This window comes from Marinobacterium sp. MBR-109, assembly GCF_040547565.1.
Taxonomy (GTDB): Bacteria; Pseudomonadota; Gammaproteobacteria; order Pseudomonadales; family Balneatricaceae; genus Marinobacterium.
On sequence record NZ_JBEPPZ010000001.1, the window covers coordinates 514,205 to 526,777 of the forward strand.

Annotated in this window: 13 protein-coding genes; 4 read left to right on the forward strand and 9 right to left on the reverse strand. The window is 56.4% G+C overall.

Annotated features, from left to right (window positions below; all coding sequences use genetic code 11):
* Window positions 1-35 precede the first annotated feature (35 nt).
* The 9 genes from ABIE60_RS02480 to ABIE60_RS02520 form a co-directional block, all read right to left on the reverse strand.
* Window positions 36-1,790, reverse strand: a complete 1,755-nt coding sequence (locus ABIE60_RS02480) for a SulP family inorganic anion transporter (protein ID WP_354467486.1) — start codon at window positions 1,788-1,790, stop codon at window positions 36-38.
* Window positions 1,791-1,898: 108 nt separating this feature from the next.
* On the reverse strand, window positions 1,899-2,393 hold the full coding sequence (locus ABIE60_RS02485; protein ID WP_354467487.1) for a universal stress protein: 495 nt from the start codon (window positions 2,391-2,393) through the stop codon (window positions 1,899-1,901).
* Window positions 2,394-2,441: 48 nt separating this feature from the next.
* Window positions 2,442-3,770, reverse strand: coding sequence for a TRAP transporter large permease (locus ABIE60_RS02490; protein WP_354467489.1), 1,329 nt, complete (start codon window positions 3,768-3,770; stop codon window positions 2,442-2,444).
* 23 nt (window positions 3,771-3,793) lie between these two features.
* Window positions 3,794-4,309, reverse strand: coding sequence for a TRAP transporter small permease (locus ABIE60_RS02495; RefSeq protein WP_354467491.1), 516 nt, complete (start codon window positions 4,307-4,309; stop codon window positions 3,794-3,796).
* Window positions 4,310-4,312: 3 nt separating this feature from the next.
* Window positions 4,313-5,356 carry a TRAP transporter substrate-binding protein gene (locus ABIE60_RS02500; protein ID WP_354467492.1) on the reverse strand — a complete coding sequence of 348 codons (1,044 nt, stop codon included), beginning with the start codon at window positions 5,354-5,356 and terminating at the stop codon, window positions 4,313-4,315.
* A gap of 289 nt (window positions 5,357-5,645) precedes the next feature.
* Entirely contained in the window at window positions 5,646-6,974 is a 1,329-nt protein-coding gene (locus tag ABIE60_RS02505) for a TRAP transporter large permease (RefSeq protein WP_354467493.1), read from the reverse strand.
* 23 nt (window positions 6,975-6,997) lie between these two features.
* Entirely contained in the window at window positions 6,998-7,513 is a 516-nt protein-coding gene (locus ABIE60_RS02510) for a TRAP transporter small permease (protein WP_354467495.1), read from the reverse strand.
* A 3-nt stretch (window positions 7,514-7,516) separates the two neighbouring features.
* Window positions 7,517-8,557 carry a TRAP transporter substrate-binding protein gene (locus ABIE60_RS02515; RefSeq protein ID WP_354467497.1) on the reverse strand — a complete coding sequence of 347 codons (1,041 nt, stop codon included), beginning with the start codon at window positions 8,555-8,557 and terminating at the stop codon, window positions 7,517-7,519.
* Window positions 8,558-8,682: 125 nt separating this feature from the next.
* Complete coding sequence (locus ABIE60_RS02520) at window positions 8,683-9,072, reverse strand: 5-carboxymethyl-2-hydroxymuconate Delta-isomerase (protein ID WP_354467499.1); 390 nt, start codon at window positions 9,070-9,072, stop codon at window positions 8,683-8,685.
* 369 nt (window positions 9,073-9,441) lie between these two features.
* Between ABIE60_RS02520 and hpaH the strand changes: the two genes are divergently transcribed.
* From hpaH to ABIE60_RS02540, 4 genes are read left to right on the forward strand one after another with little or no spacing between them, the layout of a single operon-like run.
* The gene (hpaH, locus tag ABIE60_RS02525) at window positions 9,442-10,245 is read left to right on the forward strand and encodes a 2-oxo-hept-4-ene-1,7-dioate hydratase (protein WP_354467500.1); all 804 of its coding nucleotides are present in this window, start codon (window positions 9,442-9,444) and stop codon (window positions 10,243-10,245) included.
* Window positions 10,246-10,271: 26 nt separating this feature from the next.
* Window positions 10,272-11,078 carry a 4-hydroxy-2-oxoheptanedioate aldolase gene (gene hpaI / locus ABIE60_RS02530; protein WP_354467502.1) on the forward strand — a complete coding sequence of 269 codons (807 nt, stop codon included), beginning with the start codon at window positions 10,272-10,274 and terminating at the stop codon, window positions 11,076-11,078.
* Between the two features lie 30 nt (window positions 11,079-11,108).
* A complete protein-coding gene (locus tag ABIE60_RS02535) occupies window positions 11,109-11,777 on the forward strand; it encodes a fumarylacetoacetate hydrolase family protein (RefSeq protein ID WP_354467503.1) in 669 nt (222 codons plus the stop codon).
* A 3-nt stretch (window positions 11,778-11,780) separates the two neighbouring features.
* Window positions 11,781-12,563 carry a fumarylacetoacetate hydrolase family protein gene (locus tag ABIE60_RS02540; RefSeq protein WP_354467505.1) on the forward strand — a complete coding sequence of 261 codons (783 nt, stop codon included), beginning with the start codon at window positions 11,781-11,783 and terminating at the stop codon, window positions 12,561-12,563.
* Window positions 12,564-12,573 lie beyond the last annotated feature (10 nt).

Sequence of the window (12,573 nt, forward strand, 5' to 3'; positions counted from 1 at the left end):
GCCACAGCACCGACAGGCAGCAATGCCCGCCCTGTTTAAACCTTCTCGGGTGGCGGCGGCGGGCAGTCTGAAAAGATGCGCACTGTACAACTGTCACAGCGGTCCCGATCCAACATCGGGATCAGATCGGCCAGCGCCGTTTTGGGTGTTTCATAAAAATGATCCTCACCCAGCGATTTCAGTGCGCCTGTGCGTTCCAGCTCATCCATCACCGTGCCTTTCAGTGAGCTGATCATCAGCTTTCCACCCAGACGCTCGAGCCGGTTGATCTCCTGATGCAGCATCTCGACACCGGCCACATCAATGAAGTTGATCCCCTTGCCGACCAGCAGGATATGACGCACTCCACTGCCCGGCGCCGTCAACTGCCGGATCTGCTGCTGTACATGGTCTACCGCCCCGAAAAACAGAGACCCGTCCACCCGGATAATTTTAAGCTGCGGACATTCCTCCAGGCTGTAGCGCTGGATATTGCGCATGTGACGCCGTTCAGTCTGCTGCAGTGGTGCAACTCGCACAATGCGCGGTTGCGAGGTACGTCGCAGATAGATCGCCAGCGACAGCAGGACACCGATATAGATGGCGAACTCCAGCTCAACCAGCAAGGTAGAAAACAGGGTCACCAGCAGGATGGCCGCTTCGGAGCGACTGCTGGAAAGGATGTGGCGGATACTGCCAAAATCGATCAAATTCCAGGAAATCAGCAGAATGGAACCCGCCATGACCGACAACGGCAGGCGCTCAGTGATCGCAGGAGCCAACACCACAACCAGTGCCAACATCACTGAAGCAAATACGGTCGCCAATGGAGTACGTGCCCCGGCGTCATAATTGGCACCCGAGCGGGTGAAAGAGCCGGTGCTGGCAAAACAGCTGAAGAAACTGCCTACCAGATTCGACATCCCCTGCCCTATCAACTCCTGATTGCCGTGGATATGCTGCTGTGAGCGCACCGCTACCGCACGGGCAATCGACACCGCTTCGATCAATCCCAGTAGCGCCACCGCCAGTGCACCCGATGCCAGTGACTTGAGACTGGCAAAGGAAAATTCGGGCAGCGATGGCACCGGCAACTGTCCCGGCAAGGCGCCCACATACCCTACCCGGGTGCCATCACTGTCCAGAAGGAAGCAGGCCAGACTGCCTGCGGCCATGCCGAGCAGCAAATAGGGCAAGCGGCGGTTGACTCGGCGGACAACAACCGCAACCAGTATGGTGATCACGCCAGCCTGCACCGCGATCAGATTGACCGCCCCCCACTGCGCCCAGAGCTGCTCAACGGTTTGCCAAAGCGATAACCCCGATCCAAGCTCCACCCCCATCAGATGTTTTAGCTGGCTGGCAGCAATCAGAACCGCCGCCCCGGCGGTAAAACCGATCACCACCGTATGCGAGATGAAATTGACCAGCGTACCCAGCCTGAATACACCCAGCGCCAACTGAATCAAACCGGTCAGCAGCGTCAGGCTGATCATCAGTGCAATATACTGTTCAGGCGTGTGCTCTCCCAGCCCGTTGATCACACTCATCACCACAATGGCCAATGCCGCAGTCGGGCCTGAAACCAGGTGCCAAGAGGACCCAAACAGAGCTGCCACCGAGCAGGAAACAATTGCGGTATAGATACCATACTCAGGCGGCAAGCCCGCGATAAAGGCATAGGCAACCGCCTGCGGCAGCACCAGCACCAAGCCGGTGAGACCGGCCATGAAATCGGCCTTCAGACTGTCCGGCGTAATCTGGTCACGCCAGCGCAGAAACGGCAGAAACTTCATAATCAGGGGGGACATAACACCATCCCGTCAGGAAAATTCGGATGCGTATAGTGGCAGCTTAGGATGGAAGAGACAAAAATGGGGCTAAAAGCCCCATTTAATTAACTGCAATCGAGTGCCTGTTCACTTGGTACCCAGAGGTACCACGAGCACCGGGCGCTTGGAATGACCAAGGGTCTTGGTAGCCGTGGAGCCCAGCAGCATCTGCCCAATGGAGCTGTGCTTGCGCGTTCCCATGACAATCACGTCCGCATTGATTTCATCGGCCACCTTCAGAATGGTTTTCCAGGGGGTCCCTTCTTCAACACGTGCCGTAATATTTTTCAGGGTGAGCACTTCGTGCTCTTCCAGTTCCTGCTCGCAGAAGCGTTCGATCCGCTCCTGAATCTTTTCGCTGAGCTGCTCAACACCCTTCTTGAGCAATTCATCCATCTCTTCCTTTTCCATCATGTTGCTCAGCACGCTGCGGGTGGTACCCGACAGAGATTCGATCACATGCAGGTAGGTAATCTCGGAGTCGGCATAATGACCACACAGGCTGACCGCAGCACGGAACGCCGGGCGTGAGCCGCTTTCGAGATCGGATACGTAAAGAATCTTCTTAACATCTGGCAACATGGTGGAACTCCTTATCGGTACAAAACGCTTCCGGAGACTGTACCGCAATCAACGGTACAGCAGCTGCGGCAGGATAAGCGCAATTGACGGAATGAATATGATCAGCATCAGGCGCACAATATCCGCCATCCAGAATGGTGTCACGCCCTTGAATATAGTCCCTGTTTTGATATCGCGCAGCACCGCACTGAGCACAAACACGTTCATCCCCACCGGCGGCGTGATAAGACTGATCTCGGTCACGACGACCACCACAATGCCGAACCACACCAGATCAAATCCCAGCGAAGCGACCACCGGATAGAACACCGGCACCGTCAGCAGCATCATCGACAGGCTCTCGAACACCATGCCCAGCACGATGTAGATCCCCATGATGGCAAAGATCACCACGATCGGTGCCACGTCCATGGAAGTCACGAACTCCAGCAGCATGTCCGGCAAACCGGCACGGTTGATGAAGTCGGAGAAGATCAGCGCACCGATCACCACGGTAAAGAGCATCGCCGAAGTACGCGCCGTATCCGCCAAAGTGTCAAACAGCGTAGCCAGTGTCAGTCGGCCACGGAACAGCGTGATCAGGAAGGCACCACCGGCACCGATACCGGCCGCTTCGGTCGGCGTGAACACACCCAGATAGATACCGCCCATGACGACAGTAAACAGTACCAGTACACCCCAGACCCCTTTCAGTGCGACCAGACGTTCAGGCCAAGGAGTCTTTTCACCGGCAGGGCCGGCTTTGGGATTGCGCCAGACCACATAGCGCACCGCCGCCAGATACAGCAGGATACCGAGGAAGCCGGGGATAAAACCGGCCGCAAACAGTTCACGGATGGAGGACTCGGTCAGCAAACCGTAGATCACCAGAATCACGCTGGGCGGAATCAAAATACCCAGCGTGCCACCGGCCGCAATGGAGGCGGCGGCCAGCGAGTCGGCATAGCCATACTTGCGCATCGGCGGCATCGCCACCTTGGACATGGTGGCCGAGGTTGCCAAACTGGAGCCACAGATGGCGGAGAAACCACCACAGGCCACGATGGTCGCCATCGACAGGCCACCCTTGCGATGCCCCAGAAACGCATGTGACACATGATACAACTCATGCGACAGGCCCGAACGCGTCACCAGGTTACCCATCAGAATAAACAGCGGAATCACCGACAGGCTGTACTCCTGCACGGTGTCGATCACGCGGTTGGAGGCCATCGACAGCGGACCGGTCCAGCGGAAGGTGTCAATATTGCCGAACTCCAGCCCCATCAAGGCTGAGAAACCGAAGAACCCTACCAGACCCATGGCGAACGCGATCGGCATCCGCACCACGATGATCAGAAAAAGCAGAACGGCAAAGCCGATCAAAATAACTGACATAACAATACCTGTACCGGTTCTGGTTAGTGTTTATCCTGGAACAGGATGCGATACACGCCATAGGTGATCATGCCGGCCGCTGTGGCCCAGCTCATCACGGCGATGTAGATCACCACGTAACCGCTGGGCATACCCAGAAACTCGGTCACAACCCCACGCCCGATCGAACGCTCTCCCAGTTCGAAGATGCGCAACGCCAGGAAATACAGTGAACTGGATATCACCAGCGCTGCCAGCAATGCCAGCACCTTCACGACCACCGATCCCAGAAAACGATCCAGCAGATCGACCACGATGTGGCCTCCCCGCCAGGTCACTACGGGCATGGCCGCAAACACCATCACGGCCAGACCGATCTCGGTCAGCTCTGTACCTCCATGTAACGGGCTGTTGAATACATAACGGCCGACCACGTCAACACAGGTCAGTCCCATTAGAATAAACAGTACACCAGACGACACCAGTTCAAGAAAAAAGGCCAGCCATTTGGCCGGCCCCTTCTCGTCATAGTGCGTATTCAACCAAGCACCGAATGACATGGATCACTCCTGTTTTTGAGCTTCGTACTCACGAGCAATCTTGCGCATCTCGGCCAGGGCCGCTGCAGCATCAACATCACGGTCGGAAACGTTGTCGATCCAGACCTGATCCATGCCCTCAGCCAGCTGGTTGAACTGCTGTACGAATGCAGAAGACGCATCATGCTCGACTACGTTTACACCCTGCTCACGCGCAAAGGCCAGACCATCAACATCTGCCTGCTCCCAAGCCTGACCAGCCAGCGCTGACAGCTTCTCACCAGACACGCTCATGATCGCTTCGCGGTCCTTCTCGTCGAGATCCGCCAGGAAGTCCGGATTGATGAACATGGAGAAGGTGCCCAGGTACATGCCGCCCGGGATCACGTTTAGGGTGTTGGTCACTTCCGCCAGACGCTGAGCCTTCTGCTCACCCAGCGGCAGCAGTGCACCATCGATAACGCCCTGTTGCATCATCTCATAAACCTTGGTAGCCGGAGCGGCTACCGGAGCAATGCCCATACGCTCACCGATTTCGGCCTGAACACCACCACCGATACGGATCTTCTTGCCCTTGAGCTCGTCGATGCTGTTGATCGGAGCAGTCGTCATCAGCTGACCCGGACCGTGGGTAAACATACCCAGCAGCTCAAGACCTTCAAATTCGTTAGCCTTGTCGAAGTATTTCTGCTGTACGTTCCACAATGCAACAGAGGCAGCTTCTGCGCCTACCCCCATACCAGGCTGTTCAGCTGCGATTGGCAGCTTGAAGCGGCCCGGTACATAACCGTGGTAGCTGAAGCCTGCATCGATTACGCCGTCTTCAACCAGCTGGAAATAGGTTTTCGGGTGACCTACATCATATTCAATCTTGACTTCGACACGACCTTCAGTGGCTTCTTCCACCCACTTGGCCCAGGTCGGCCATACGACAGCGTTCTGTACCGCGGTCGGCGGCAGCCAGGTACCAACGATCAGTGTGGTGTCAGCTGCAAGCACATTGGCTGATGCAGACAGACCCACAGCCAGCGCTGCAGCTTTGGTGGCAAATTTTATTGTTTTAATCATGGTATTGCTCCTGCTTGTTGTGGTTATACGCGTTGTGATACTTATAAGTATATTTGGTTCACAATTATTGTATCATTTTATCGTTTTAAGCAAATAGCTGTTGCCACTTTCGTTACAAAAGTTGCTCAGCCCCCCTGCTCCAGTCCCAGTAGCAGTCAACGGAAGTGCTGCTGCAGACTCGATTCCGTTTAGACACGGTCCAAGTCTGAAACTACAGACAGTTAGGCAGCCAGACAAGTGTAATCTTCGTAACACTTTCACCTGTCCCTCCCTGGACAGGCGGCCTGCCTCAGCGGTACAGCACCTGCGGCAGAATGAGTGCAATTGAAGGGATAAAAATGATCATGATCAGGCGCACAATATCCGCCACCCAGAACGGTGTCACGCCCTTGAATATAGTCCCTGTTTTGATATCGCGCAGCACCGCACTGAGCACAAACACATTCATCCCCACCGGCGGCGTGATAAGACTGATCTCGGTCACGACGACTACCACAATGCCGAACCACACCAGATCAAATCCCAGCGAAGCGACCACCGGATAGAACACCGGTACCGTCAGCAGCATCATCGACAGGCTCTCGAACACCATGCCCAGCACGATGTAGATCCCCATGATGGCAAAGATCACCACGATCGGCGCCACATCCATGGAAGTCACGAACTCCAGCAACATGTCCGGCAAACCCGCACGATTGATGAAGTCGGAGAAGATCAGTGCACCGATCACCACCGCAAACAGCATCGCCGAGGTACGCGCCGTATCCGCCAGAGTATCAAACAGATTCGATACGGTCAGGCGACCACGAAACAGGGCGATCAGGAAGGCACCACCGGCACCGATACCGGCCGCTTCGGTCGGCGTGAACACACCCAGATAGATACCGCCCATCACCAGAGTGAAGAGCACCAGTACACCCCAGACGCCCCTCATCGCGATCATCCGCTCTTTCCAGGCCGTTTTTTCACCGGCAGGACCGGCTTTGGGGTTGCGCCAGACTACATAGCGCACCGCCGCCAGATACAGCAGGATGCCAAGAATGCCGGGGATAAAGCCGGCCGCAAACAGTTCACGGATGGAGGACTCGGTCAGCAGACCGTAGATCACCAGAATCACGCTGGGCGGAATCAAAATACCCAAAGAGCCACCGGCCGCAATAGAGGCGGCGGCCAGAGAATCGGCATAGCCGTACTTGCGCATCGAGGGCATCGCCACCTTAGACATGGTAGCCGAAGTCGCCAAGCTTGAACCACAGATGGCGGAGAAACCACCACAGGCAACGACTGTAGCCATGGCAAGGCCACCCTTACGGTGCCCAAGGAAGGCGTTTGAAACCTGATACAGCTCCTGTGACAGACCCGAACGCGTCACCAGGTTACCCATCAGAATAAACAGCGGAATCACCGACAGGCTGTACTCCTGTACGGTGTCGATCACGCGGTTGGAGGCCATCGACAGCGGACCGGTCCAGCGGAAGGTGTCAATATTGCCGAGTTCAAGCCCCATCAGGGCCGAGAAACCGAAGAACCCAACCAGACCCATGGCGAACGCAATCGGCATCCGCACCACAATGATCAGAAAAAGCAGAACGGCAAAGCCGATCAAAATAACTGACATAACAATACCCGTAGCGGTTCTGGTTAGTGTTTATCCTGGAACAGGATGCGATACACGCCATAGGTGATCATGCCGAACGCGGTGGCCCAGCTCATCACGGCGATATACATCACCACGTAACCGCTGGGCATGCCCAGAAACTCGGTCACGACTCCACGCCCAATCGAACGTTCGCCCAGTTCGAAAATGCGCCAGGCCAGAAAATACAGTGAAGTGGACATCACCAACGCGGCAAACAGCGCCAGCACCTTCACGATCACCGATCCCAGAAAACGATCCAGCAGATCGACCACGATGTGGCCGCCGCGCCAGGTCACCACCGGCATGGCGGCAAACACCATCACCGCCAAACCGATCTCGGTCAGCTCGGTACCGCCATGCAGCGGGCTGTTGAATATGTAACGTCCTATGACATCGACACAGGTCAACGCCATTAGAATAAAGAGAACGAGGGAAGCCACTGCTTCGAGGAAAAAGGCCAACCACAAGGCTGGCCCCTTCTCGTCGTAGTGCTCCTTAATCCAGGCACTTACGGACATGGATCACTCCTGCTTCTGGGCTTCGTACTCGCGTGCAATACTGCGCAACTCTTCCAGAGCGGCACGGGCATCTACACCACGGTCGGAAACACTCTCGATCCAGGCGTCGTCCATACCCTTGATCAGCTCATTGAATTCTTGTACCAATGCAGAGTCGGCTGTCAGATCATTGATCGTCACACCGGCTGCACGGGCCGCTTCAAAGCCCTCCTTGTCAGCCTCATCCCAGGCACGACCCGCCAGAGCGGACAGTTTTTCACCGGATACGCTCATAATGGCTTCGGCATCTTTCGGGTCCAGATCTTCCAGGAAGTACGGGTCGATGAACATGGAAAAACTGCCCAAATACATACCACCTGGCAGCACGGTGAGGTTCGGTGCCACCTCAGTCAGGCGCAGGGCCTTCTGTTCGGTAACCGGCATGAACACACCGTCAATGACGCCCTGCTGCATCATTTCGTAGACCTTGGAGCCCGGAGCGGCAACCGGCGTGATACCGATGCGCTCACCGATCTCGGTCTGAACACCGCCACCGATGCGGATTTTCTTGCCCTTCAGGTCTGACAGGCTGTTGATCGGGTCGATGGAGTGAATCTGGCCAGGACCATGCGTCAGCATCGCCAGCAGCGTCAGGCCTTCAAACTCGCCTGCATCGGCAAAATATTTTTCCTGCACACGCCACAGCGCAACGGATGCCGCTTCAGCGCTGACACCCAGACCCGGCTGCTCAACCGCGATCGGCAGTTTGAAGCGACCCGGCACATAGCCGTGATAGCTCCAGCCCGCGTTTATGACGCCATCTTCAACCAGCTGGAAGTAGGTCTTGGGGTGTCCGACATCCTGCTCGATCTTGACCTTGACACGCCCTTCGGTCGCCTCTTCAACCCACTCAGCCCAAGTCGGCCACACAATGGTGTTCATCGGGTTGCCCGGCGGCTGCCAGGTACCGACTACCAGTGTCGTTTCTGCGGATGCGCTAGCTGATGCTGCCATCCCCAGTGTCAGGGCAGCGGCGCCCGCCAACGACTTGAAAAGGGTTTTCATGGTCTGTCTCCTGAATCTAAAGTCTGTTGCTCGGAAGTGGTTTAAAAGCCGGTTATCCAGCCAATATCGGGCCTGATACGGTGTTCCGCTCTGGCCACGCTTGTTATGTATACGCCGGCTGCTGCTCAGGATTTAGCGGCAAACAGGGCGTGAATATTGTTCTTGTTGAACTTGAGCACGGGATCAAGTTCAGTCATCTCAAACGAAATCTGGCAGTAGCTGTTGTCGGTGATCGGTCTCATCCAATCGCACAAAATACGAAAGACGTTTTCCGCAACTTCCTGTTTCAGCGCCATGTCTCGGCCATGACCGATCTTCAGATTGAGGTTAAGGAACGCAAAGTCCTCACGCCCGTCTGCAACCCGAAAGTCATCACAGCGAATGGCACGGCTGCGCACGCCACCCAACGGGAAGTGGCCAGTGGACACCACATATTCATGCAGCTCCTTGAACAGCTCCTGGAATTCCAGTCGATCATGCAGGTTGCCTGAATACTCAACGATAAAATGGGGCATCGCTCCACTCCTCCAGATGATTAGTGCGCATGCGGCCACCAGGCTCTGAACAGCCAGAGCACCGCAGCCAAACAGGCGGAATCTAATTAACATATTAACTTTTGTCAACAAGATGACAGTCAGGTTCACTCCAGCCGAAATGACAATCGTCCCGCGTTTGCCAGGACTGCAACCTGACCTGCCATTGTCTCAGAATCAGTCTGCAGTTCCCGAAATACTTGAGCCAAGGTTCACAGTTCCAGCACGCCGAAAGGGCAACGGGTATTGACTTAGTTAACATCTTAACTAAAATGATTTTCAGATCATCTGTGCATATCCTTGGTGCACAGAGCGCGAACAAACCGGACAACAAGAAAGGTGCATCCGAGCATGTTGAATAAAGAGCAGATCCAGGCTGCGGCCGATCGTCTGTATGAAGCCGAAGTCAACCGCAAGCAGATTCCGGCGCTCACACTGGACCACCCCGACATGGACATGGCCGATGCCTACGCCGTGCAGAAAGCCTGGGTTGATCGCAAGATCAGCGAAGGCCGCAAGGTGATCGGTTACAAGATCGGCCTGACCTCTCGTGCCATGCAGATGTCTTCCAACATCGACGAGCCCGATTACGGCGTGCTGCTGGACGACATGCTGTTTGATGACGGCGCCACCATCAAGGCATCTGACTTCCTTGACCCGCGTATCGAAGTTGAGCTGGCTTTCGTACTGAATAAGCCGCTGTTCGGTGAAAACGTCACCATCTTTGATGTCATCAACGCCACCGACTACGTTATCCCCTCCTTGGAATTGATCGCCGCTCGTTGCCTGCGTACCGATCCGGAAACCGGCTACACTCGAAAGGTCTATGACACCATTTCCGACAATGCCGCCAACGCCGGCATCGTCATGGGCGGCCGCCCGATCAAGCCGATGGATATCGATCTGCGCTGGGCCGGCTGCATGCTGTACCTGAACGGTCAGATCGAAGAGACCGGCCTGGCCGGCGGCGTACTGGGCAACCCGCTCAAGGGCATCACCTGGGTATGCAAACGTTTTGCACCGCACGGCATCGGCCTGGAGCCGGGCCAGGTGATTCTGTCCGGCTCCTTTACCCGTCCGGTTCCGGTCAAGGCCGGTGACACCGTACATGCCGACTTCGGCTCACTCGGTGGCGTCACCCTGCATTTCGAATAAGCACCCGCTGAACAGGAGAGCGCAGTATGGAACTGCCACAAAACCGCTTCAAGCAGGGACTGGCCAGCGGTCAGCCACAATACGGCCTCTGGCTCGGCCTGCCGGACAACAGTGCTGCTGAAATCGCCGCCGTTGCCGGCTTTGACTGGTTGCTGATCGACGGCGAGCACGCCCCGTTTGACCTGCGCACCATCATGTCACATCTGCAGGCGATGGCGCCCTACGACGTGGCGCCGATCGTACGCTGCGTGGAAGGCAACACGGCTCTGATCAAGCAGCTGCTGGATATTGGCGTTCAGACCCTGCTGGTTCCCATGGTGGAAACCGCCGAACAGGCCGAGCAGCTGGTGCGTGCCGTGCGCTACCCGCCAGCCGGCGTTCGCGGCCTGGGTACATCGCTGGCGCGTGCTGCACGCTGGAACCAGGTACCGGGTTATCTGAAAAAGGCCAACGACGAGATCTGCCTGATCGTACAGGTGGAAACCGCCGGCGCGATGGAAAATCTGGATGCGATCCTGCAGGTCGAAGGTGTTGACGGCGTATTCATCGGTCCGTCCGATCTGTCCGCATCCATGGGTTACATCGGCGATGCCGGCAATCCGGTGGTGGTCAAGGCCATCAACACCGGACTCAACAAGATCCGCGATGCAGGCAAATATGCCGGCCTGCTGTGCCTGGACCCGTCACTGGCACAGGACTATGTTGAGCAGGGCGCCAATTTTGTTGGCGTCGGTGTCGACACCATGATTCTGGCCAACGAAACCCGCAAGCTGGCGCAGCGCTTTAAACAGGGCGCTCCGGTTGAAGACGAAAAACCTCAGGCCGGCTACTGATCGCCGGTCATCATTACGAGAAGGTTAACCATGACTGCAAACACTCTGGTCAACAGCAAGCTGGTCTGCGTCGCACTGAACGACAAGGCGCAGCTGGCTGCTCTGGACGCGACATTCAACGAAGCTCCCTACAAAAAGCCGCCCACCCAGCCGGTACTGTATTACAAGCCGCGCAACACCTGGAGTGCTGACGGTGCCGAAGTCGAGTGGGCTAAAGACTTTGACGGCAACGACGTGGCTGAAATGGCCGTAGGCGCAAGCCTGGGCGTGGTGATCGGCAAGGAAACCTGCCGGGTATCCGCTGAAGAAGCGCTGCAGTACGTCGGCGGCTACACAGTCGTGGCCGACTACTCATTGCCGGAGCAGAACTACTATCGCCCGGACATCAAGGGCAAGTGCCTGGACACCTCCGCTCCGGTGGGCCCTGAAATCGTAGCGGCCGACAAAATCGGCAACCCGAGCGAGCTGAAAGTCACTGTCAGCGTCAATGGCACGCAGAAGAGCGTCTTCGAGCTGGCCAACATGGAACGCAGCGTTGCCGAGCTGATCAGCATCATCTCGCGCATCATGACCCTGCAACCGGGTGAAATCATCGCCGTCGGCTTTGCCGGTGACCGTGTACCTGTTGCCAAGGGCGATAAGGTTGAAGCAAGCATCGAGGGTGTTGGCACCCTGAAAAACACGCTGGGAGGTGCCTGAACCATGAGACACGCACGCATCATTTTTGACGGCCGCGAGCTGGATATCGACATCGACGCCAATGACCGCATCACCACCTCCGAAGGTGAGGTGCTGGACGTAGCACTGGGCTCTGACCAGATCACCTGGCTGCCGCCGGTAAAAGAGCCGGGCACCATTTTCGCGCTGGGCATCAACTATGCCGATCACGCGACCGAGCTGGCGTTTGAGCCACCCAAAGAGCCGCTGGTCTTCATCAAGCACGCCAACACGCTGACCGGCCACAAGCAGGTGAGCTACCGCCCCGACAACATCGACTATCAGCATTATGAGTGTGAACTGGTCGCCGTGATCGGAAAATCCGGCAAGAACATCAAGCGTGAAGATGCACTGGATTACGTGGCTGGCTACACCGTCTGCAACGACTTTGCGATCCGCGACTATCTGGAAAACTACTACCGCCCCAACCTGCGGGTAAAAAGCCGTGACTCGCTGCTGCCGATGGGACCCTGGATCGTGGATACCGCTGACATCCCTGATGCCAACGCGCTGAAACTGACCACAACGGTCAACGGCAAGGTGACTCAGGACGGCTCCACAAAGGACATGATCTTTGATGTGCCGTTCGTAATCGAATACCTCAGCAAGATCATGACCCTGAACCCCGGCGACATGATCTGCACCGGCACACCGCACGGCATCGTTGACTGCCAGCCGGGCGATACCATTGTTTGCTCTATCGAAGATGTCTGCTCCCTCGAGACCCGCATGGTCAGCGAGCAGGAATACTACGGCGATAAATACTAAGAGCTTCAGG

Excerpts from the sequence above, each read along its gene's own strand:
- ABIE60_RS02480 (WP_354467486.1), bottom strand. The coding sequence starts at position 1,790 with ATGTCCCCCCTGATTATGAAGTTTCTGCCGTTTCTGCGCTGGCGTGAC.
- ABIE60_RS02485 (WP_354467487.1), bottom strand. The coding sequence starts at position 2,393 with ATGTTGCCAGATGTTAAGAAGATTCTTTACGTATCCGATCTCGAAAGC.
- ABIE60_RS02490 (WP_354467489.1), bottom strand. The coding sequence starts at position 3,770 with ATGTCAGTTATTTTGATCGGCTTTGCCGTTCTGCTTTTTCTGATCATC.
- ABIE60_RS02495 (WP_354467491.1), bottom strand. The coding sequence starts at position 4,309 with ATGTCATTCGGTGCTTGGTTGAATACGCACTATGACGAGAAGGGGCCG.
- ABIE60_RS02500 (WP_354467492.1), bottom strand. The coding sequence starts at position 5,356 with ATGATTAAAACAATAAAATTTGCCACCAAAGCTGCAGCGCTGGCTGTG.
- ABIE60_RS02505 (WP_354467493.1), bottom strand. The coding sequence starts at position 6,974 with ATGTCAGTTATTTTGATCGGCTTTGCCGTTCTGCTTTTTCTGATCATT.
- ABIE60_RS02510 (WP_354467495.1), bottom strand. The coding sequence starts at position 7,513 with ATGTCCGTAAGTGCCTGGATTAAGGAGCACTACGACGAGAAGGGGCCA.
- ABIE60_RS02515 (WP_354467497.1), bottom strand. The coding sequence starts at position 8,557 with ATGAAAACCCTTTTCAAGTCGTTGGCGGGCGCCGCTGCCCTGACACTG.
- ABIE60_RS02520 (WP_354467499.1), bottom strand. The coding sequence starts at position 9,072 with ATGCCCCATTTTATCGTTGAGTATTCAGGCAACCTGCATGATCGACTG.
- hpaH (WP_354467500.1), top strand. The coding sequence starts at position 9,442 with ATGTTGAATAAAGAGCAGATCCAGGCTGCGGCCGATCGTCTGTATGAA.
- hpaI (WP_354467502.1), top strand. The coding sequence starts at position 10,272 with ATGGAACTGCCACAAAACCGCTTCAAGCAGGGACTGGCCAGCGGTCAG.
- ABIE60_RS02535 (WP_354467503.1), top strand. The coding sequence starts at position 11,109 with ATGACTGCAAACACTCTGGTCAACAGCAAGCTGGTCTGCGTCGCACTG.
- ABIE60_RS02540 (WP_354467505.1), top strand. The coding sequence starts at position 11,781 with ATGAGACACGCACGCATCATTTTTGACGGCCGCGAGCTGGATATCGAC.